The following is a 19,860-nucleotide window of genomic DNA, read 5'->3' on the forward strand; positions in this document are numbered from 1 at the left end:
TATCCGGGTTCTTGGAGCGAATGGTGCGCCGATCCGGCGCGACCTGTGGCGACGGGGAATTAAAAAATGGCGGACCAACTGGTCCGCCACCTTTTACCCGTGGATAACTACGATGTTATTCCCAGCGCTTGATTCAAGCGTTCCAGTTCCGCCAGCCACGCCTGCTGGCTGGCCGGCTTCTGGTGGCGCGGCTTGCGGGCAAGGTCTTCCGTCAGCAATTGCTCCAGTTCGCACAAGCGTTCCAGCTGCACTTCGACGTCCTCCGGTACCGCAGATGCATGCTCCACTCTTGGCGCGGGCGTCAACGCCTGCCCATCTTCCGCACTGAGCCGTGCATACGCGCTGGCCGCGTCCGGCCACTCTTCCAGCTGGCCATCGGCCACCACCCAAAAACGGTTGCATGCCGTTTCGATCAGATCGCGGTCGTGCGACACCAATAAGCAGCCGCCGGCAAAGCCACGCAAGGCTTGCCCCAGGTCCGCCTTGCCCTGCATGTCCAGGTGGTTGCTGGGCTCGTCCAGCAGCAGCAAATGGTAGCTGGCCAGGGACAGGCCCAGGAACAGCAACCGCGCCCGCTCGCCGCCGCTCAGGGTCGCCACCGCCTGGCCATGGCGCGCATACGGAAAACCGGCCGCGATCAAGGCCTGCTTGCGCGCCACCTGGCTGCGGGCAGCCTCGTTTTGCACGGCAAACGGATACAAGGCGTCGGACAAATCGGCGTCATCGGCCAGTTGCTTGAGCGACTGGTCGTAGTAACCGATGTTGGCGGCGTGATGGTAGCGCAGGTCGCTGCGCTCCTCCTGCGCCTGGATCGCTTGCCAGCACAGCCTTAGCAAGGACGACTTGCCGCTGCCGTTGGCGCCCAGCAAGGCGATGCGGTCGCCCGGTTTCAGCCACAGCTGGCCGACGTGGAACAACAGCGGCGAGGCAGGCACGGCGCGCACGTCCACGGCGTCCAGCGCCAGCAACTGGTCGGCCGCCAGCGCCTTGCCCCGCAAGCTCAAGCGCCACGGCGCGCCATCGCTGACGAACGACTGTTCATCCTTCAGTTTGTCGATGCGACGCTGCATGGTCTTGGCCTTGCGCGCCAGGTCTTCATTGTCATAGGTGCGGCCCCACAGGGCCAGGCGGGCGCTGCTGGCCGACAGGCGGTCGATTTCCTTTTGCTCGGCCGCATGGCGGGCGGCAGCGGCCATATCCGCTTCGGCCAGCGCCGCCAGCGCGGGGCCGCACGGCAAGTCGAAGTCGTACAGGCGGCTGTCGCGCAAGATCCAGCTGCGCGTAGCCACGTTGTCGAGCAGGCGCTGGTCGTGCGAGACGAGGATGAAGGCGCCGCGCCAGGCCAGCAGGAATTGCTCCAGCCAAAGCAGCGACGGCAAGTCCAGGTGATTGCTCGGTTCGTCGAGCAGCAGCACGTTCGGTTCCTGCAGCAGGGCGCGCCCCAGCAGCAATCGCGTGTGCTGGCCGCCGGACAGCGAGTGTACGGGCACTTGCGCGGTTTCTTGATCAAAACCAAGTTCGGCCAGCAGGCTGTCGACCCGCCAATGCAGTTCCGGCTGGTCCAGCACGGGCGCCAGCAAGGCGTCGTACAGGCTCAGGCTGGCAAGTTCGGCCGGCAAATGCTGCTCCACGTGCTGCAAGCGGCAGGCACGGGCGTAGTGGATGGTGCCGGATGTCGCTTCGCGCGTGCCGCTGAGCAGACCCAGCAAGGTGGATTTGCCGCAGCCATTGTGGCCGATCAGGCCGATGCGGTCGCCCTGGCGCAAAGTAAAGGCGAGTTCGTTGAACAGGAAACCGTCGTGGGTATCCAGCTGTAAAGCTTGTGTCGAGATAAGGGTAGTCATGGCTCTTGTCTTTGTTCGGGATGCAAGCATCCGCGTTAACAGGAGCGCTAACGACAACCATGAGCCGAGAAAGACTCTATATGAGAGGGGTGACTTTGCTCTGACCCGGTTATCGCAGCGCGATAGAACGTGGGCAAGAGCTGGCAAATGCGCTTAAAGAGCGCGCATCCCATAGGGCGAGCATAAAAATTTCCATATTTTCCTCCTTTCTGTGCAAGTTAGTCAGAAAGGCAATACTACACCCACACAGTCAGTACATCAACCGCCGTGGCGCTTGTGCGTCAGGAACAGCACGATGCACACGCCCAGCGCGATCAACAGCACTTGCGGAATGGTTTCGCGCAAGGTGGCGCGGCGCTGCATCTGCGGCATCAGGTCGGACAGGGCAATATAGATGAAGCCGGACGAGGCGAACACGAGCACGTAAGGAATCAGATTGCTGGCGCGGTCCAAGGTGAAATAGCCGAGCAGGCCGCCCGCCACCGCCATCAGGCTGCACAGCAAATTGAAGATATAGGCGCGCAAGCGCGAGAAGCCGGCGTTGAGCAGAACAATAAAATCGCCGATTTCCTGCGGGATTTCATGCGCGATGATGGCCAGGCCCGTCACCAGGCCCAGCTTCGGGTCGGCCAGGAAGGCGGCTGCGATCAAAATGCCATCCGTAAAATTGTGCATGCCGTCGCCGACGAGAATCATCCAGCCGGCCTTGCCCGCCTCGTGCTTGTCGTGGCCGTGCGCATGGTGGTGTCCATCGCCTTCGTGGTGGTGCGAATGGCGCAGGACGGCGAATTTTTCCAGCATGAAAAAGGCCAGCAAGCCCGCCAGCAGGGTGGCGAACAGGGTGCGCGGGTCCGCCTGCGATTCGAACGCTTCGGGCAAGGCGTGCAGCAAGGACGTCGACAACATGATGCCGACGGACAAGCTGACCATGCGCTCCACCACTTTGGACAAGAATGCAAACGAAAAGATCGCCGCCGCGGTAATGCTCAACACGCCCGCGATCGTGGTCGCGAGCAAAATGGATATAAGGACGGGATCGATGATTTTCTTACCTCAAAATGGCGCCGGGTCACTGGCGCCCGCGATGCTGGCGTCTGGCCTGATGAATGCGTTGTTATCTATTGTTTAATTTTTTGCGCGTCTGGCGGCAGCGTCGCGCGATGAAGATGCAATTGTACTGCATTGGCGCGCAGCGGGCATTTTACAGCCCGGTGCGCCTTTCGCGTTAACTTCTGGGAAATTTAACTGTTCTCATGCTTTCGACGTCGGATAAAACCGTCGCGAGCGGCAGCGAATTGTGGCCGCGAAGCGGAACTGTACTGAGTACAGTGAGCATCGCAGGCCGCAAGTCGCAACGCGCAGCAGGTTTAATCAGACGTCGTCACGCCACGCCGTGTGTCTTGAACCAGGCCAGGCAGCGCGCATAGCCGTCCTTCGCATCGGCGGCAACATAGCTGGGGCGGTAATCGGCATTGAAGGCGTGGCCCGCATCAGGGTACACGACGAATTCCGACTTGTTGCCGCCCTTGGCCAGCGCCTCCTTCATCTTCGCGATCGACTCCTGGCTGATGCCCGTATCCTTGCCGCCATACAAGCCCAGCACGGGGACCTTCAAGGTGGCAGCGATATCGATGGGGTTGCTCGGCTGCAAGGGATTGGGCTCGCCCACCAGGCGGCCATACCAGGCCACGCCCGCCTTGACGGCTGGATTGTGCGCCGCGTACAGCCACGTGATGCGCCCGCCCCAGCAAAAGCCCGTGATGCCCAGGCGGCTCGTGTCGCCGCCGTTCTGTTTCGCCCACGCAACAACAGCGTCGAGGTCCGTCATCACTTGCGCGTCCGGCGTCTTGGCGATGATGCCTTTCATTAATTCGGGGATGCTGCCCACCTTGGTCGGGTCGCCTTGGCGCACGAACAAATCGGGCGCCAGCGCCAGATAACCCTGCTTGGCGAAGCGGCGCGCCATGTCGGCGATATGCTCATGCACGCCAAAGATTTCCGAGATGACCAGTACCACTGGCAAACCCGTCTTGCCCTCCGGCTGCGCCGCATACACGGGCACGGCCTGGCCATCGACCATCACCGACATGCTGCCCGTGACGAGCCCGGCGGAATCCGTCTTGATGACATTTTGCGCCGCCACGGGCAGCACGGCCACGGCAAAGCCCGTTCCCAGCGCCACCTTCAGGAAACCACGCCGGCCGTCCGGCCCGGACAAGCTGCTCTGGCCCAGCAAACTTTCACAATCGGTGATCATGTCGCTCATGCGTTTCTCCTGAAGGGTGTGTTGACAAAAAATGTCGGCTTACGCGCTGCGCGCTAAGCCGACCTACGGTCATTGCTGCTATGTCACATAGTTAATGCGCTTCGTCCCAATTTTTGCCGACGCCCACCTCGGCGATCAAAGGCACTTTCAGGTCGGCCACGCTGGCCATCAGTTCCGGCAGCTTGCGCTTGACCAATTCCAGCTCGGCGTCCGGTACTTCCAGCACCAGTTCATCGTGCACCTGCATGATCATCTTCGTCTGCAAGTTGTCCGTTTCCAGCCAGCCTTGCACGGCGATCATGGCCAGCTTGATCAGGTCGGCGGCCGTGCCCTGCATCGGCGCGTTGATCGCCGCCCGTTCCGCGCCCTGGCGGCGCGGGCCGTTAGGCGAATTGATTTCCGGCAGCCACAGACGGCGGCCAAACACGGTTTCCACGTAGCCGCGCGCCTTCGCTTGCTGGCGCGTGTCTTCCATGTACTGTTTCACACCAGAAAAACGCGCGAAGTAACGGTCGATATAGCTTTGCGCGGCCGTGCGGTCCACGCCCAAGTTACCGGCCAGGCCGAACGCGCTCATGCCGTAAATCAAACCGAAGTTGATGACCTTGGCGTAGCGGCGCTGCTCGCTTTGCACTTCCGCGGCCGGCACGCCAAAGATTTCGGCCGCCGTGGCGCGGTGAATGTCGATGCCGTCGGCAAACGCGCGCAACATGGCTTCATCGCCCGAGATATGCGCCATGATGCGCAATTCAATTTGCGAATAGTCGGCCGAGACGATGTGGCTGCCGGGCGGTGCAATAAACGCTTCGCGGATGCGGCGTCCTTCCGCGCTGCGGATGGGAATATTCTGCAAGTTCGGGTCGTTCGACGCCAAACGACCCGTCACGGCCACGGCTTGCGCATAGTTCGTATGCACGCGTCCCGTCGTAACGTTGATCATCTTCGGCAATTTATCGGTATAGGTCGACTTCAGCTTGGCCATCCCGCGGTATTCCAGCAGCACTTTGGGCAACGGATAATCCTCGGCCAGCTTTTGCAGCACCTCTTCATCCGTCGATGGCGCGCCCGTCGGGGTTTTCTTGACCACCGGCAGCTTCAGCTTCTCGAAGAAAATCTCGCCGATCTGCTTGGGCGAACCCAGGTTGAACGGCTGCTCGGCCAGTTCATACGCCTTCTTTTCCAATTCCAAAATCTTGACGGCCAGCTCGGCCGACTGGATGTTGAGCAATTCGTCATCGATCAGCACGCCGTTGCGTTCGATCTTTTGCAAGACCACGGCCGTCGGCATCTCGATCTTTTCATAGATGAAGGTGAGCTTGTCATCATTCGCCACGTTGCCCCACATGGCATTGTGCAGGCGTAAAGTGACGTCGGCATCCTCGGCCGCATATTTTGCCGCCTGCTCCACTTCCACCTGGTTGAAGGTAATCTGCTTGGCGCCCTTGCCGCACACGTCCTCGAACGGGATCGTCGTGTAGTTCAGGTGGCGCAGGGCCAGGCTGTCCATGTCGTGTTTCTTGTGCGATTCGAACACATACGATTCCAGCAGGGTATCGTGGGCGATGCCGCGCAGGGTCACGCCGTGGTTGGCGAAGATGTGGCTGTCATACTTGAGGTTCTGGCCCAGCTTGGGCTTGTTGGCATCTTCCAGCCACGGGCGCAGTTTCGCCAGCACGTGTTCGCGCGTCAACTGTTCCGGCGCGCCCGCGTAGTCGTGGGCCAGCGGGATGTAGCAGGCGGCGTGTTCGGCTACCGAGAGGGAAATGCCGACCATTTGCGCCGTCATCGGTTCCAGCGACGTGGTTTCCGTGTCGACGGCGGTCAAGGGCGCCGCATCGATCAGCGCGATCCATTTGTCCAGCTGTTCATCCGTCAGCACGGTTTCATACACGGCTTCCACCGCTGGTGCCGCATCGGCAAACATGTCGCCCGTCGTGTTGCTGGCAGCACCACCGGCAACAGGTGCGCCCACAGGCGACATCGGCGGCGGCGCGGCGCCCAGTTCGCGCAGCAGGGCCTTGAAGCCGTAGCGGTTGAAGAAAGCCAGCAGCGCTTCCTTGTCTTCGTGTTTCGCCACCAGCGAGTCGGCGATCGTCGTCATGTGCCCGGACAAATCGCAATCGGTCTTGACGGTGATCAAGGCGCGCGCCTGCGGCAGCCATGGCAAGGCCGTGCGCAGGTTTTCACCGACGGCGCCGCCCACCTTGGCCGCGTTTTCCATCACGCCTTCCAGGCTGTCGTACAAGGTCAGCCATTTGACAGCCGTTTTCGGGCCGCATTTCGATACGCCCGGCACGTTGTCCACGGTATCGCCGATCAGCGACAGATAATCGATGATGCGGTTCGGCGGCACGCCGAACTTGACCAGCACGGCCGCTTCATCGAGCTTTTCATTGCTCATGGTATTGATCAGGGTCACCTGGCTGTTGACCAGCTGCGCCAGGTCCTTGTCGCCCGTGGACACCACCACGTTCATGCCGGCGGCGGCAGCCTGCACGGCCAAGGTCCCGATCACGTCGTCCGCTTCCACGCCATCGACCATCAGGATCGGCCAGCCCATGGCGCGCACGGCTTCGTGAATCGGTTCGATCTGCAGGCGCAGGTCGTCCGGCATCGAGGCGCGCGTGGCCTTGTATTCGGGATACATGTCGTCGCGGAAAGTTTTACCTTTGGCATCGAACACGCAGGCGATGTAAGCGGCCGGGAAATCGGCGCGCAAACGGCGCAGCATGTTGACCATGCCGTGCATGGCGCCCGTGGGATAGCCATCCGGGCTGCGCAGGTCGGGCAGCGCATGGAAGGCACGATAAAGGTAACTGGAACCGTCGACTAACAGCAGGGTGTTTTGCATAATGCCAATAAAATAAGGTGAGCCGCGCCAGCCGGGAAGACACAGCGGCGAACGGGCGGAATATCGCACAATTATCGCAGAGTTTAGGGCCGCGCCACCGGCAGCCACGCGTGCCGTTCCTGGCGTTTTTGACACGCTGACAGTCCCGTGCGGACGCGCGGGCTGCCACCTGGGCCGATTTCAACCCATTTAAACAGCATTGCCTACCAGTTTGTTACAATGCCTTATAGATAAATTGACGGCATTACACACTGCACGCGCTGCAGTCCCACACATGGAAGCGAACCCATCATGATGCGTACATCGACACTCTGGACATTCCTCGCCCTGCCCCTGCTGGCATGTTCGGCCATTGCCAGCGCCCAGACGCCGGCCAAACCGAGCGACGCGCCGCCACAGCTCGAACGTATCGAGGAAATGGGCGAAGCGCCCATTACCGTGGCGCCAGCGGCGGCCAAGCAGCAGATTACCGAAAAACGCGAAGCGGGCGTGACGTCCGAAGTCAAAGTCACGAGCGGCGGCAGCACGTATTACATGAAGCCGGCCGCTGGCGGCGACCAGGCCCACAACGGCGCCCTGCGCGGCCCGCAATGGAAAGTGCTGGAATTCGACCTGGGCAAGAAGAAACAGAAACAACGCGATGAAGAGGCAGCGGACGCGCCAGCACCACCCGCACCAGCGAAGTAAGCAGCCACTCTCTTCTGCCCTGCCCCGGCCACCTGCGGGGCAGCCGGCTTTTTTTGACCTTTTAGACCATTCCCCTCTTTCCCATGGCAGTTTTTACCGCGCTACACCTGGACGATATCGGCCAGTGGATCACGCAGTTTCCACTTGGCAAACCTCTGGCGCTCAAGGGCATCGCGTCCGGCATCGAAAACAGCAATTTTTTCCTGAGCGCGGAGCGCGGCGAGTATGTGCTGACGATCTTTGAAAACCTCAGCTTCGAGCAATTGCCGTTCTATCTGCAACTGATGCGCCATTTGGCGGACCGGGGCGTGCTGGTGCCGGCGCCGATCGCCAATGCGGACGGCGAACTGGTGACGGCCTTGCACGGCAAGCCGGCCGCCATCGTCAGCAAACTCGACGGCAGCTCGCAGATGGCGCCGCAAGCCGTGCACTGCGCGGCTGTCGGCGCCATGCTGGCGAAAATGCACCTGGCGGCGCAGGATTTCCCCCTGCAACAGCCGAATTTACGTGGACTAGACTGGTGGAACGCCACCACTCCGCTGGTCTTGCACCACCTCGACGATGCCAGGGCGCACTTGCTGCGCGCGGAAATCCACTTCCAGGATGCCTTTGCTGCCTGCGATACGTATAAAGCCATCCCGCGCGGTCCCGTGCATGCCGACTTATTCCGCAACAACGTCATGTTTGACGGCGAGCAACTGACGGGCTTTTTCGACTTTTACTTTGCCGGCTGCGACACGTGGCTGTTCGACGTGGCCGTCACCGTCAACGACTGGTGCGTGGACCTGGCCACGGGCGTGCTCGACACGGTGCGCGTGCGCGCCCTGCTCGACGCCTACCAGGCCGTGCGCCCGTTTACGCAGGAAGAACAAACGGCATGGCAACCGATGCTGCGCGCCGCCGCGCTGCGCTTCTGGCTGTCGCGCCTGTACGATTATTACCAGCCGCGCGAAGCGGAAATGCTGACCCCGCACGATCCCACGCATTTCGAACGCATTCTGCGCGAACGTATCGCCACACCTGCTCCGGAACTGTTTTAAACATGGAAAAATTACCTGCAAGTACAGGTTGGCAATGGGTGAAACAAGGCTTCGCCCTGTTTCGCAAGCAACCTGGCGGCATGTCGATGCTGTTTCTCGGCTATATGTTCTGCATGCTGGCCGTCAGCATCGTGCCCGTGCTCGGCCAGTTACTGCCCGTCATCCTCGTGCCCGTGTTTTCCGTCGCCTTCGTGCAAGGCTGCCTGAATATCGACCAGGGCAAGCGCGTCCTGCCGAGCCTCTTGATCTCCGGCTTTCGCAAGCCCGCCTTTCCGTCCCTGCTGGGCCTGGGCGTGCTGTACATCCTCATGGCCATCGTCGCCATCGGCGCCTCGACCCTGGTGGACGGCGGCTTGCTGTGGCAACTGGTCACAGGGCAACTGACGGAAGAAGCGGCGCGCGCCGCCATCCCCGAATCGCGCCTGGGCTTGGGCATCCTGCTGGCCATCGCGATGTACGTGCCGGCCGCCATGGCCTTCTGCTTTGCCGCGCCGCTGATCTACTGGCAACGCATCAGCCTGGGCAAGGCGCTGTTCTTCAGCTTTTTCGCCGTCTGGCGCTCGCTGTCGGCCTTCATCGTCTTCGCCAGCACGTGGTTCGCCATCAGCATCGTCACCAGCCAGTTGCTGGCTCTCATCTTTGGCCGCACGCCGCTGATGATGCAACTGATGATGCCGCTGTCGATGATACTCACCATCATCATGCATTGCTCGTTCTACGCCGCCTACCGCCAGATCTTCGGCCTGCCCGTCGATGACAGCAAGACGGTGTCGCTGGACAAGACCGGCGAATAATCGCCGGCCAGATGTAAAAAGGGGCAGCCTGCGCAGGCTGCCCCTTTTTTATTTTCCGAATGCCTCGCAATGCCACCCGTAAGTCGGATTAGCGGCGGCACGCCGCGTAATCCGACGCTGCGAGGCCAACAATGGTGTCGGATTACGCTTCGCTAATCCGACCTACGCGACCGGCCAGAGTATCTTCCCGGTAGGTCGGATTAGCGGGGCCGAAGGCCACGCGTAATCCGACAACATTGTTAGCGCCTGCGGTGGTGCCGGATTACCTTCACAGCCGTTCCAGCTTCGCAATCCCCAGGTCCAGCACCTTCATGCCGTGCTGTCCGAAATTGATTTGCGCACGCGCATTGCCGCCGCCGCCTTCGATATTGACGATCACGCCTTCGCCAAACTTGGCGTGCGCCACGGATTCGCCGATGCGCCAGCCGCCGCCCGTGGCTTTTTGCGCGATCTTTTGCGCAATCGCATTGTCCGAACCCAGGCTGGCCACGCGCGGCGCCTCGTCCCAGGCCGACTTGCGGTTGCCGAACCAGTTTGCCTGCACCTTCGGCGACAGCCATTTCAAGGATTCTTCCGGCAATTCGTCGAAGAAGCGCGATTTCATGTTGTAGCGCGTCTGGCCGTGCAGCATGCGCGTCTGTGAAAAGCTCATGTACAGCCGCTTGCGCGCACGCGTGATCGCCACGTACATCAGCCGGCGTTCCTCTTCCACGCCATTGTCTTCCTTCGAGCTACTTTCGTGCGGGAACAGGCCCTCTTCCAGGCCCGTGATAAACACGTTGTCGAATTCCAAGCCCTTGGCCGAGTGCACCGTCATCATCTGCAGCGCATCCTGGCCCGCCTGCGCCTGGTTGTCGCCCGCTTCCAGCGACGCGTGCGACAGGAAGGCGGACAGCGGCGACATCACGGCCGGCAGCGGCGCGTCCGCGTCCAGGATTTCGATGCCATCCTGGTTGACCACGGGCGCGCCCGACTGCGCCTGGGCGGCAGGCCCCAGGTGGGCCGGTGCGCCCTGGCCGAAACCTTCCTCGGAAATGAACTGGCTGGCCGCGCTGACCATCTGCTCCAGATTCTCGATGCGGTCGGCGCCTTCCTTTTCATTCTGGTAATGCTGCAGCAAGGTACTGGCTTCCAGCACCACTCTAACCATTTCCGGCAAGGACAATTGCTGCGTTTCAAAGCGCACGCCTTCAATCAGCTTGACGAAGCCGGCCAGCACGCTGCCCGCCTTGCCCGCCACATACGGCACGGATGCATACAGCGAAATGCCGTACTGTTCCGATGCGGCCTGCAATTGCTCGATCGAGCGCATGCCGATGCCGCGCGTAGGGAAATTGACCACGCGCAAGAAGGCCGAATCGTTGTGCGGATTGTCCATTAATTGCAAATAGGCAATCGCGTGCTTGACCTCGGCGCGCTGGAAGTAGCGCTGGCCGCCATACACGTGATACGGAATCGCGGCCGAAAACAGCGCATGTTCGATCACGCGCGACTGCGCATTCGAGCGGTACAAGATGGCGATTTCGCTGCGCGAGGCGCCGTCGGCGATCAGGCTTTTCGCCTCTTCGATGATCCACTGCGCTTCCTGCAAGTCGGAACTGGCTTCATAGACGCGCACCTGCTCGCCATGGCCCGCGTCCGTGCGCAGATTCTTGCCCAGGCGCTTGCTGTTGTTCGCGATCAGCACGTTGGCGCTGTCGAGGATGTGGCCGTGCGAGCGGTAGTTCTGCTCCAGCTTGATCAAGTTCTTGACCTGGAACTCGTGCTCGAAGGCGCTCATATTGCCCACGTTGGCGCCGCGGAACGCGTAGATGCTCTGGTCATCGTCGCCGACGGCAAACAGGGCGCCGCCATCGCGGCTGCCGTGCCCGGCCAGCAATTTGAGCCAGTTGTATTGCAAGTCGTTGGTATCCTGGAACTCGTCCACGAGAATGTGGCGGAAACGCGCCTGGTAGTGTTCGCGCAGCGGCTGGTTGCGGCTCAGCAATTCGTACGTGCGCAACAGCAATTCCGCAAAATCGACGACGCCTTCGCGCTGGCACTGGTCGTCGTACAGCTGGTACAGCTCGACCATCTTGCGCTCGTGCGCGTCGTACGCTTCCACGTCCGTGGCGCGCAAGCCCTGGTCCTTGGCATTGTTGATGAAATACATCACCGTCTTCGGCGGGAATTTTTCATCATCGATATTGTTCGCCTTCAACAAGCGCTTGATCACCGACAATTGATCCTGGGAATCGAGGATCTGGAAGGTCTGCGGCAAGGCAGCGTCGCGGTAATGCGTGCGCAGCAAGCGGTTGCACAGGCCGTGGAAGGTGCCGATCCACATGCCGCGCGTATTGATCGGCAGCATGGCCGACAAGCGCGTGAGCATTTCCTTGGCGGCTTTATTGGTAAACGTCACGGCCAGGATGCCGGGCGGCGATACCTGCTGGGTCTGGATCAGCCACGCGATGCGGGTGGTCAGCACGCGGGTCTTGCCCGAACCGGCGCCCGCCAGGATCAGCGCATGTTGCGCCGGCAAGGTGACGGCAGCCAATTGTTCGGGATTGAGGTTGTGAAGAAGATTTTGCATCCCGTGATTATACCGGCATGGCTAAAAATACTGTGCATTTGTCCAGCGGTCGCGGCATTTTACCCACGCGCGCTACAATCGGTATCCCGACACAGCGGCCTGTATCCCATGACACCACCGACCCATCTCGACGGCGCCCGCGTACTGGCCTGGGCCTGGTCCGACCTGCCCTTCGGCCACGTCGCCAGTGAAGGCGGCGCCGCCCCCGTCGCCATCCACGGCCTGGCCCTGTGCCGCTACACAGACGAAGCGCGCGTGTACCGTTTCAGCTGCGACGCGCAGTGGGAAACCGTGCAGGATGACGTGTATGCCAGCGAGGACGAAGCCATGCAGCAGTTGCCAGCGCAATATCGCGCCGTGGCCGCCGCGTGGCGTAAAGTCTAGCGCACCAGTTTTGCCTTGCCTTCGCTGAGCGCCTGGGCGATCACCTGGCGCGTGGTCTTGTCGGCTGCCTTCGATGCCTTTTCCTGCTGGCGTCCCAGCGCTTCCATTTGCTTGCCCAGGGTTTCCATCGGCTTGCCGCGCTGGTCCATCTGGCGCGACAGTGCGTCCACCTTGTTTGCTTCGCGCTCGTGCGCGGCGGCGATGCGGTCATTGACCTCTTCCATGGCGTCCTGCGCATCTTCCATCTGCTGCTGCAAGCGTTCCACGTCGCGTCCGGCCGCGCGACGCGCCGTCTCCGTAGTCGCCTGCGCCTGGCGGCGCGCCGCCTCGCCCATCTTGCGGCCCAGTTCCTGCTGCTGGCGGCCCAGCGCCTGCAACTGCTCCGCATCGCGCGTGCCGCCGTTCGCCTGCGCCGCGCCATGGGCACCCATCTTGCTGCCCAGTTCACCCATCGCCTTGCCGTGCTCGCCCATCTGCTTGCCCAGGTTGCCCATCTGTTCACCCAGCTGCTGCGACGGTTTCCAGGCTTCGCTGACCCGGGCCAGCAATGCGGCATCCTGCGTCACATAACTCTTGCCCTGGTCGCGGAACCACAGGAACTGGCCCTTGACGGACTGTTTCAGCTGCTTGATCTGCTGGCCATCGACATCGGTGCCGGCCATGGTGACGCTATCCTTGCGACTGTCGACGAGCGCATAACCGTCGCCGCTGCCCATGGAAATATTGATCTGCTTGCTCGGTGCTGCCGGTGCGGCCGGTGGCGCGGGCGGCTCGGGCGGCTGCACGGCCAGCGCGCTGCCGCCGATCAGGATACCGGCCAGGCTGAGGATCAAACGGTGGGAAGTGGACATGGCTGCCTCGTCGCAAAAGTAGTGGAGCCTTGACTTTAACGGCGGATGAAGCACGGCTCCAGCGCAATGCGACAGGCTGCAAAAAGACCGGCCTGGATGGCAGACACGGACGATGGATGGAACGCCGGGCAAAAAAAACGGAGGCCGCAGCCTCCGCAAAAACGCCGTGGTACGGCGTAATGTATTAGTACAGCACGACGGAGCGGATCGATTCACCGCTTTTCATCAGGTCGAAGCCCTGGTTGATGTCGTCGAGCTTCAAACGGTGCGTGATCAAATCGTCGATATTGAGCTTGCCTTCCATATACCAGTCGACGATCTTCGGCACGTCCGTGCGGCCGCGCGCGCCACCGAAAGCGGAGCCTCTCCACACGCGCCCCGTCACCAGCTGGAATGGACGGGTGGAAATTTCCTGGCCGGCCGCCGCCACGCCGATGATGATGGACTGGCCCCAGCCCTTGTGGCAGCACTCGAGCGACTGGCGCATGGTGGTGGTGTTGCCGATGCACTCAAACGAATAGTCGGCGCCGCCGTCCGTCAGCTGCACGATGGTGTCGACCACGTTTTCCACCTCGTTGGCGTTGACGAAATGCGTCATGCCGAACTTGCGTGCGATTTCCTGACGCGCCGGGTTGATGTCGACGCCGATGATCTTGTCGGCGCCGACCATCTTGGCCGCCTGGATCACGTTCAAGCCGATGCCGCCCAGGCCGAATACGACCACGTTGGCGCCCGCCTCGACCTTGGCCGTAAACAGCACGGCGCCCACGCCGGTGGTGACGCCGCAGCCGATGTAGCAAACCTTGTCGAATGGCGCATCTTCGCGGATCTTCGCCAGGGCGATTTCCGGCACGACGATGTAGTTGGAAAAGGTGGACGTGCCCATGTAATGGAAGATGGGCTTGCCATCGATGGAAAAGCGCGACGTCGCGTCCGGCATCAGGCCGCGGCCCTGGGTCGAGCGGATCGATTGGCACAAGTTGGTCTTTTGCGACAGGCAAAATTTGCACTGGCGGCATTCCGGCGTGTACAGGGGAATGACGTGGTCATCCTTTTTCAGGCTTTTCACGCCCGGCCCCACGTCGACGACGATGCCGGCGCCTTCATGGCCCAGGATGGACGGGAAGATGCCTTCCGGATCGGCGCCCGACAGGGTGTAATAATCCGTGTGGCAAATGCCCGTGGCCTTGATCTCGACCAGTACCTCACCCTCGCGCGGGCCGGCCAGGTCGACTTCTTCGATGGTCAAAGGCGCGCCGGCCTTCCATGCAATCGCTGCTTTGGTTTTCATGTGTGTCCTGTGCTGTGTATGGTTGAACCGGGCGCGCCAGCGCGCCGTATCGCCACATCATAGCAAAGCAGGCGCCAGGAAAACGCTTACTTGGTTTTCGCGCGGTTCAAGAACGCCCCGTGCAAGCCGTTCAGGGTTTCCTCGGCCAGCAGCAGCTGGCTGGCGATTTCATTGATCTTGCGGCGGCTGGAACGGGCGTGGTCGCGCAACACTTCGAAGGCCGTGTTGCGGTCCGTCTGGAATTTGCCCATCAGCAAACCGACTGCCAGGCTCGTTTCGCGGCCGGCGGCCAGCGCCGCGTTCAGATTCAGTTCCGTGCGGCGCAGCTGGCGGATTTCATCGGCACGGGCCAGGCCCGCTTCGAACGCGGGCATCAAGCGGCCTTCATCGACGGGTTTCACCACGTAACCGACGGCGCCGTAGGCGGCCGCCTGCTTGCCCGATTCGCTGTCGCCGCTGCCGGACAGGAACATGAACGGCACGGCCGTTTCGCCATGCAGGCGCTTGGCCAGTTCCAGGCCGGACATGCCCGGCATGTGGATGTCGAGCAAGGCCAGGTCCGGCTCGCGCTGGGCGATCAGCTGCAGCGCCACTTCGGCCGAATGGGCCAGGGCTGTTTCGTAGCCGGCATGGCGCAGGACTTCGCCGAGGAACTCCAACAGGAGCTGGTCATCGTCAACGATCAGGATAAGGCGTTTCGCGGCGGCTGGCTGGCTCATGGGTGGGGGACCTCGGTAATGAATGATGTTCTTATTATATGCCGATTATTCCCCCAAACCAGCCCTGCACGTCCATGCTCACGCCGCAAACAAGTGATTGAATTGCTGCACCGCAATATTCACATCGTCCGCCTGATAGACGCTGCTGATGGCCGCCACCATGTCGGCCCCGCGTGCGGCCAGCGGTGCGGCGTTCTCCGGCGTCATGCCCCCGATCACCACGCAGGGCAAGGCAATCTCGCGCTTGGCCTGCAGCACGATGTCCAGCGGTGTCGTGACCGGGTACTTTTTCACCAGCGACGGATAAAAGCCGCCGAAGGCCACATAGCTGGCGCCGCCCGCCTCCGCCGTCCTTGCCAATGTCATGTCGCCATAGCAGGAAGCGCCGACGATCTTGTCCTTGCCCAGCCGCGCGCGCACCTGCGCCACGGACGCATCCGTGCCGCCCACGTGCACGCCGTCCGCATCGAGCGCTTCGCACAGCTCGATAAAATCGTTAATGATGAAAGGCACGCCATACTTGCGGGACAGCGCCAGCAAGGCGCCAGCCTGTTCGCGCCGCTGCTCCGCGTCGGCGCTCTTGTGGCGGTATTGCAGCAGGGCCACGCCTTCCTGCAAGGCTTGCTCGCTCACGTCGAGCAGGCGGTCGGTGTCGTCCCAGTTCGGGGTGACCAGATACAATCCACGCATGATGTTTTCCTTATTGAATGAATCGTTGCGGTATCAGCTGACCTGGCGCTATCGCATACGCGTCGGACAGGGCCGCATGACAATAACGCTGCGCGCCATCGAGCGCATCTTGCATCCGCACGCCTTGCGCCAGACGCGCCGCGATGGCCGACGCCAAAGTGCAGCCGCTGCCATGAAATTCGCCGGGCAGGCGCGGCCAGCGCCACGCGTGCTCCCTGCCATCGGCGTCAAACCAGCGGTTGACGATCATCTCGCCTTCGCCGTGGCCGCCCGTCACCAGCACGTTCCGACAGCCTTGCGCGCGCAAGTTTTCTACGCCGCCGAGGACCACCGCTTCCGGCCCGTTCGGTACGATCACGGTCGTCACCGGCAACAAGGGCGCCAGCGCCAGCACGACATCGTCCCGGCTAAGCACGTCGCCATGGCCGCTGGCCAGCACGGGATCGAGCACGACAGGTAAATGCGGCCGGGCCAGCCGCAATTGCGCGATCAGTTGCGCAATGACGGCCGCATTCGCGGCGCTGCCGGGAATGCCGATTTTCACGGCATGAATCGCCATCTTGTCGATCAGCGCCTGCGCCTGCCGGCGCAGCAATTCCGGCGCCACCGGCTCGACGCCAAAGACGCGGTCGTTGTCCTGCACCGTCAGCGCCGTGATGACGGGCAGCGCATGCGCGCCCTGCGCGGCAATGGCCAGGATATCGGCGGCGATACCGGCGCCGCCCGAGGGATCGACACCGGCAAACACCAGCACCGCCGGCAAGCTGCCTGGCTTCACGCCAGGCGGCCCGCCATCGGCGACGACGGCGACGCGGCAAACTTGCGCGGCATGCGCCCCGCCAGAAACGCTTCGCGCCCGGCCCGCACGGCCAGTTTCATCGCATGCGCCATGCGCACGGGGTCGCGCGCACCGGCAATGGCCGTATTCATCAGCACGCCATCGCAGCCCAGTTCCATGGCAATGGCCGCATCCGACGCCGTGCCCACGCCGGCATCGACGAGCACGGGCACTTTCGCCTGGTCGATGATCAGCGACAAATTCCACGGGTTCAAGATGCCCATGCCCGAGCCGATCAGGGAGGCGAGCGGCATGACGGCCACGCAGCCGATATCTTCCAGAATCTTCGCCTGGATCGGGTCGTCGCTGCAGTAGACCATCACGTCAAAGCCATCCTTGACCAGCGCTTCGGCGGCGACCAAGGTTTCCGGCATGTGCGGAAACAAGGTCTTTTCGTCACCGAGCACTTCCAGTTTCACGAGATTGCGCCCGCCCAGCAGCTCGCGCGCCAGTTGCAGGGTATAGACGGCGTCCTTCGCGTTGTAGCAGCCGGCCGTGTTCGGCAAGATCGTGTACTGGTCCGGCGGCACGAAGTCGAGCAGGCTGGGCGCGTTCGGATCCTGGCCAATATTTACCCTGCGGATCGCCACCGTGATGATCTGCGCCTCGGCCGCATCCGTCGCTTCGCGCGTCTGCGGCAAATCCTTGTACTTGCCGCTGCCGACCAGCAGGCGCGATTGATACTGTTTTCCTGCAATGGTCAGCAGGTCGTTATGTGTTGCGGTATTCATGTGTTCTTCCTTAAGTTTTTAAACGTCCGAAGAAAACCGTAACGAGCGGCGATGATTTGTGGCCGAGACGCGCAACCGTGCTAGAGCACGGGGGCGCCGAGCCGGTGAGCATCGCAGGCCGAAAAGCGCGACGCGCAGTAGGTTTGCTTGGACGTTTTCAGCCGCCGCCGATGGCGCGGACTATTTCCACTTGATCCTGGGTTTGCAAGACCTGTCCCGGCCACGCCTTGCGCGGCACGACATTGCGGTTGACGGCCAGCGCCAGCGCCTGGTTTTCCAGCGACAGGGCGGCGATCAATTTGTCCAGGGTTTGCCCCGGCGGCACCTGGTGCGGTGCGCCGTTGAGCGTGATGTTGATGAATGCAGGCATCACGCTCTCCCTCAGACCTTGCGGTACAGCTCGGCGCCGTTCTTGATGAATTCAATGGCCTTGATTTCCATGCCCTGCTTGAGCGCCTTGTCTTCCGCGATGCCCATGCCGGCCGCGTATTCGCGCACTTCCTGCGTGATTTTCATCGAGCAGAAATGGGGGCCGCACATGGAGCAGAAATGCGCCACCTTGGCCGAATCCTTGGGCAAGGTTTCATCGTGGAATTCGCGCGCCTTGTCCGGGTCCAGGCCGATGTTGAACTGGTCGTCCCAGCGGAATTCGAAGCGGGCTTTCGACAGGGCGTTGTCGCGGATTTGCGCGCCCGGATGGCCCTTCGCCAGGTCGGCCGCGTGCGCCGCAATCTTGTAGGTGATGATGCCGTCCTTGACGTCCGCCTTGTTGGGCAGGCCCAGGTGTTCCTTCGGCGTCACGTAGCACAGCATGGCCGTGCCGTACCAGCCGATCATGGCCGCGCCGATGCCGGACGTGATGTGGTCGTAGCCGGGTGCGATATCGGTCGTCAGCGGCCCCAGGGTGTAGAACGGCGCTTCGCCGCACTGCTCCAGCTGCAAGTCCATGTTTTCCTTGATCAGCTGCATGGGCACGTGGCCAGGCCCCTCGATCATCACTTGCACGTCATGCTTCCACGCGACTTGGGTCAGCTCGCCCAGGGTCTTCAGCTCGCCCAGCTGCGCCTCGTCGTTGGCGTCATAGATGGAGCCGGGACGCAGGCCGTCGCCCAGCGAGAACGACACGTCGTACGCCTTCATGATTTCGCAAATTTCTTCGAAATGCGTGTACAGGAACGATTCCTGGTGATGCGCCAGACACCATTTCGCCATGATGGAGCCGCCGCGCGACACGATGCCCGTCAGGCGCTTGGCTGTCATCGGCACATAGCGCAGCAGCACGCCCGCGTGGATGGTGAAGTAATCGACGCCCTGCTCTGCCTGCTCGATCAGGGTGTCGCGGAAGATTTCCCAAGTTAAATCTTCGGCCTTGCCGTTGACCTTTTCCAGCGCCTGGTAGATCGGCACGGTACCGATCGGCACGGGGCTGTTGCGCACGATCCATTCGCGCGTCTCGTGGATATGTTTACCTGTGGACAGGTCCATCACGTTGTCGCCGCCCCAGCGGATGGCCCAGGTCATCTTTTCCACTTCCTCGCCGATCGACGAAGTGACGGCGGAATTGCCGATATTCGCGTTGATTTTTACGAGGAAATTGCGGCCGATAATCATCGGTTCCACTTCCGGATGGTTGATGTTGGCGGGAATGATGGCGCGGCCGCGGGCGATTTCCTCGCGCACGAATTCCGGCGTGATCTCGGCCGGAATGCTGGCGCCGAACGACTGGCCAGGATGCTGGCGGCCCATCAGGTCGGCCAGGCGTACGCCCATGGGGCCGGAGGCTTTCAGCTCGCGCAGATATTCCTGGCGCCGCATGTTTTCACGGATGGCCACGTATTCCATTTCCGGCGTGATGATGCCGCGCCTCGCGTAATGCATCTGCGTCACGTTCTTGCCGGCGATGGCGCGGCGCGGCTTGCGGTGCAAGTTGAAACGCAGCTCGGCCAGCTTCGGGTCCGCCAGGCGGGCGATGCCGTAGTCGGAGGTCGGGCCGGGCAACTCTTCCGTGTCGGCACGCTCGATGATCCACGGCAGGCGCGGCGTATCGAGGCCCGAGCGGATGTCGATCTGCACGTCCGGATCCGTGTAGGGGCCGGACGTGTCGTAGACGTAGATCGGCGGATTCTTTTCGCCGCCGAACGACGCTTCCGTATCGGACTGGCTGATCTCGCGCATGGGCACGCGGATGTCGGGGCGGCTGCCTTCAACATAGATCTTGCGCGAATTGGGCAGCGGCGCGATGGCGGCTTCGTCGACCGTGGCGGTGGCGGAGAGGAATTTCGGGTTGGCGTTCATTTTGGCT

18 protein-coding genes are annotated in these 19,860 nt (G+C 62.0%); 5 read left to right on the forward strand and 13 right to left on the reverse strand.

The window, feature by feature from the left end; genetic code table 11:
* Window positions 1-107: 107 nt before the first annotated feature.
* Complete coding sequence (locus ASN89_RS23000; protein ID WP_046683424.1) at window positions 108-1,844, reverse strand: ABC-F family ATP-binding cassette domain-containing protein; 1,737 nt, start codon at window positions 1,842-1,844, stop codon at window positions 108-110.
* Window positions 1,845-2,102: 258 nt separating this feature from the next.
* Window positions 2,103-2,861, reverse strand: coding sequence for a ZIP family metal transporter (locus ASN89_RS23005; protein ID WP_058050901.1), 759 nt, complete (start codon window positions 2,859-2,861; stop codon window positions 2,103-2,105).
* On the opposite strand from ASN89_RS23005, the gene ASN89_RS29205 reads away from it, so the two are divergent.
* Complete coding sequence (locus ASN89_RS29205; RefSeq protein ID WP_162483243.1) at window positions 2,773-2,973, forward strand: hypothetical protein; 201 nt, start codon at window positions 2,773-2,775, stop codon at window positions 2,971-2,973. The genes ASN89_RS23005 and ASN89_RS29205 overlap by 89 nt on opposite strands.
* Window positions 2,974-3,225: 252 nt before the next feature.
* Here ASN89_RS29205 and ASN89_RS23010 read toward each other — a convergent pair whose 3' ends face one another.
* Entirely contained in the window at window positions 3,226-4,110 is an 885-nt protein-coding gene (locus tag ASN89_RS23010) for a dienelactone hydrolase family protein (protein ID WP_058050902.1), read from the reverse strand.
* A gap of 91 nt (window positions 4,111-4,201) precedes the next feature.
* Window positions 4,202-6,961: a DNA polymerase I gene (gene polA, locus ASN89_RS23015; protein ID WP_058050903.1), complete on the reverse strand. Its 2,760-nt coding sequence runs from the start codon at window positions 6,959-6,961 to the stop codon at window positions 4,202-4,204.
* A gap of 291 nt (window positions 6,962-7,252) precedes the next feature.
* Between polA and ASN89_RS23020 the strand changes: the two genes are divergently transcribed.
* The 3 genes from ASN89_RS23020 to ASN89_RS23030 all read left to right on the forward strand — a co-directional run bounded on the left by ASN89_RS23020 (window position 7,253) and on the right by ASN89_RS23030 (window position 9,482).
* Window positions 7,253-7,648 carry a hypothetical protein gene (locus ASN89_RS23020; RefSeq protein WP_046683428.1) on the forward strand — a complete coding sequence of 132 codons (396 nt, stop codon included), beginning with the start codon at window positions 7,253-7,255 and terminating at the stop codon, window positions 7,646-7,648.
* 83 nt (window positions 7,649-7,731) lie between these two features.
* Window positions 7,732-8,688: a homoserine kinase gene (locus tag ASN89_RS23025; protein WP_058050904.1), complete on the forward strand. Its 957-nt coding sequence runs from the start codon at window positions 7,732-7,734 to the stop codon at window positions 8,686-8,688.
* Between the two features lie 2 nt (window positions 8,689-8,690).
* A complete protein-coding gene (locus tag ASN89_RS23030; RefSeq protein WP_046683430.1) occupies window positions 8,691-9,482 on the forward strand; it encodes a BPSS1780 family membrane protein in 792 nt (263 codons plus the stop codon).
* A gap of 268 nt (window positions 9,483-9,750) precedes the next feature.
* Here the strand turns inward: ASN89_RS23030 and ASN89_RS23035 are convergent, their stop codons facing one another.
* The gene (locus ASN89_RS23035) at window positions 9,751-12,054 is read right to left on the reverse strand and encodes a UvrD-helicase domain-containing protein (RefSeq protein ID WP_058050905.1); all 2,304 of its coding nucleotides are present in this window, start codon (window positions 12,052-12,054) and stop codon (window positions 9,751-9,753) included.
* A gap of 108 nt (window positions 12,055-12,162) precedes the next feature.
* Between ASN89_RS23035 and ASN89_RS23040 the strand changes: the two genes are divergently transcribed.
* Window positions 12,163-12,438, forward strand: a complete 276-nt coding sequence (locus ASN89_RS23040; protein ID WP_058050906.1) for a hypothetical protein — start codon at window positions 12,163-12,165, stop codon at window positions 12,436-12,438.
* On the opposite strand, the gene ASN89_RS23045 is transcribed toward ASN89_RS23040, so the two are convergent.
* From ASN89_RS23045 to thiC, 8 genes are all read right to left on the reverse strand, one after another.
* The gene (locus ASN89_RS23045; RefSeq protein WP_152988662.1) at window positions 12,435-13,289 is read right to left on the reverse strand and encodes a hypothetical protein; all 855 of its coding nucleotides are present in this window, start codon (window positions 13,287-13,289) and stop codon (window positions 12,435-12,437) included. The two genes, ASN89_RS23040 and ASN89_RS23045, sit on opposite strands and share 4 nt — an antisense overlap.
* Before the next feature lie 184 nt (window positions 13,290-13,473).
* Window positions 13,474-14,580 carry an S-(hydroxymethyl)glutathione dehydrogenase/class III alcohol dehydrogenase gene (locus ASN89_RS23050; RefSeq protein ID WP_058050908.1) on the reverse strand — a complete coding sequence of 369 codons (1,107 nt, stop codon included), beginning with the start codon at window positions 14,578-14,580 and terminating at the stop codon, window positions 13,474-13,476.
* A gap of 86 nt (window positions 14,581-14,666) precedes the next feature.
* Window positions 14,667-15,299, reverse strand: a complete 633-nt coding sequence (locus ASN89_RS23055) for an ANTAR domain-containing response regulator (protein ID WP_034749164.1) — start codon at window positions 15,297-15,299, stop codon at window positions 14,667-14,669.
* Between the two features lie 78 nt (window positions 15,300-15,377).
* Window positions 15,378-15,989, reverse strand: a complete 612-nt coding sequence (thiE, locus tag ASN89_RS23060; RefSeq protein WP_058050909.1) for a thiamine phosphate synthase — start codon at window positions 15,987-15,989, stop codon at window positions 15,378-15,380.
* Between the two features lie 10 nt (window positions 15,990-15,999).
* Window positions 16,000-16,767, reverse strand: coding sequence for a bifunctional hydroxymethylpyrimidine kinase/phosphomethylpyrimidine kinase (gene thiD / locus ASN89_RS23065; RefSeq protein WP_058050910.1), 768 nt, complete (start codon window positions 16,765-16,767; stop codon window positions 16,000-16,002).
* The gene (locus ASN89_RS23070) at window positions 16,764-17,558 is read right to left on the reverse strand and encodes a thiazole synthase (protein WP_058050911.1); all 795 of its coding nucleotides are present in this window, start codon (window positions 17,556-17,558) and stop codon (window positions 16,764-16,766) included. The genes thiD and ASN89_RS23070 overlap by 4 nt, the downstream gene beginning before the upstream one ends.
* Before the next feature lie 157 nt (window positions 17,559-17,715).
* Window positions 17,716-17,928, reverse strand: a complete 213-nt coding sequence (gene thiS / locus ASN89_RS23075; RefSeq protein ID WP_046683437.1) for a sulfur carrier protein ThiS — start codon at window positions 17,926-17,928, stop codon at window positions 17,716-17,718.
* A gap of 11 nt (window positions 17,929-17,939) precedes the next feature.
* The gene (gene thiC / locus ASN89_RS23080; protein WP_058050912.1) at window positions 17,940-19,853 is read right to left on the reverse strand and encodes a phosphomethylpyrimidine synthase ThiC; all 1,914 of its coding nucleotides are present in this window, start codon (window positions 19,851-19,853) and stop codon (window positions 17,940-17,942) included.
* Window positions 19,854-19,860 lie beyond the last annotated feature (7 nt).

Origin of the sequence: Janthinobacterium sp. Ant5-2-1, from assembly GCF_001445815.1 — a bacterium.
Lineage (GTDB): Bacteria > Pseudomonadota > Gammaproteobacteria > Burkholderiales > Burkholderiaceae_D > Janthinobacterium > Janthinobacterium lividum_E.

What these genes read in the sequence shown, in the direction of transcription:
- ASN89_RS23000 (WP_046683424.1), bottom strand. Translation starts at nt 1,844, where the DNA reads ATGACTACCCTTATCTCGACACAAGCTTTACAGCTGGATACCCACGAC.
- ASN89_RS29205 (WP_162483243.1), top strand. Translation starts at nt 2,773, where the DNA reads ATGCGCTCCACCACTTTGGACAAGAATGCAAACGAAAAGATCGCCGCC.
- ASN89_RS23010 (WP_058050902.1), bottom strand. Translation starts at nt 4,110, where the DNA reads ATGAGCGACATGATCACCGATTGTGAAAGTTTGCTGGGCCAGAGCAGC.
- polA (WP_058050903.1), bottom strand. Translation starts at nt 6,961, where the DNA reads ATGCAAAACACCCTGCTGTTAGTCGACGGTTCCAGTTACCTTTATCGT.
- ASN89_RS23020 (WP_046683428.1), top strand. Translation starts at nt 7,253, where the DNA reads ATGATGCGTACATCGACACTCTGGACATTCCTCGCCCTGCCCCTGCTG.
- ASN89_RS23025 (WP_058050904.1), top strand. Translation starts at nt 7,732, where the DNA reads ATGGCAGTTTTTACCGCGCTACACCTGGACGATATCGGCCAGTGGATC.
- ASN89_RS23030 (WP_046683430.1), top strand. Translation starts at nt 8,691, where the DNA reads ATGGAAAAATTACCTGCAAGTACAGGTTGGCAATGGGTGAAACAAGGC.
- ASN89_RS23035 (WP_058050905.1), bottom strand. Translation starts at nt 12,054, where the DNA reads ATGCAAAATCTTCTTCACAACCTCAATCCCGAACAATTGGCTGCCGTC.
- ASN89_RS23040 (WP_058050906.1), top strand. Translation starts at nt 12,163, where the DNA reads ATGACACCACCGACCCATCTCGACGGCGCCCGCGTACTGGCCTGGGCC.
- ASN89_RS23045 (WP_152988662.1), bottom strand. Translation starts at nt 13,289, where the DNA reads ATGTCCACTTCCCACCGTTTGATCCTCAGCCTGGCCGGTATCCTGATC.
- ASN89_RS23050 (WP_058050908.1), bottom strand. Translation starts at nt 14,580, where the DNA reads ATGAAAACCAAAGCAGCGATTGCATGGAAGGCCGGCGCGCCTTTGACC.
- ASN89_RS23055 (WP_034749164.1), bottom strand. Translation starts at nt 15,299, where the DNA reads ATGAGCCAGCCAGCCGCCGCGAAACGCCTTATCCTGATCGTTGACGAT.
- thiE (WP_058050909.1), bottom strand. Translation starts at nt 15,989, where the DNA reads ATGCGTGGATTGTATCTGGTCACCCCGAACTGGGACGACACCGACCGC.
- ASN89_RS23070 (WP_058050911.1), bottom strand. Translation starts at nt 17,558, where the DNA reads ATGAATACCGCAACACATAACGACCTGCTGACCATTGCAGGAAAACAG.
- thiS (WP_046683437.1), bottom strand. Translation starts at nt 17,928, where the DNA reads ATGCCTGCATTCATCAACATCACGCTCAACGGCGCACCGCACCAGGTG.
- thiC (WP_058050912.1), bottom strand. Translation starts at nt 19,853, where the DNA reads ATGAACGCCAACCCGAAATTCCTCTCCGCCACCGCCACGGTCGACGAA.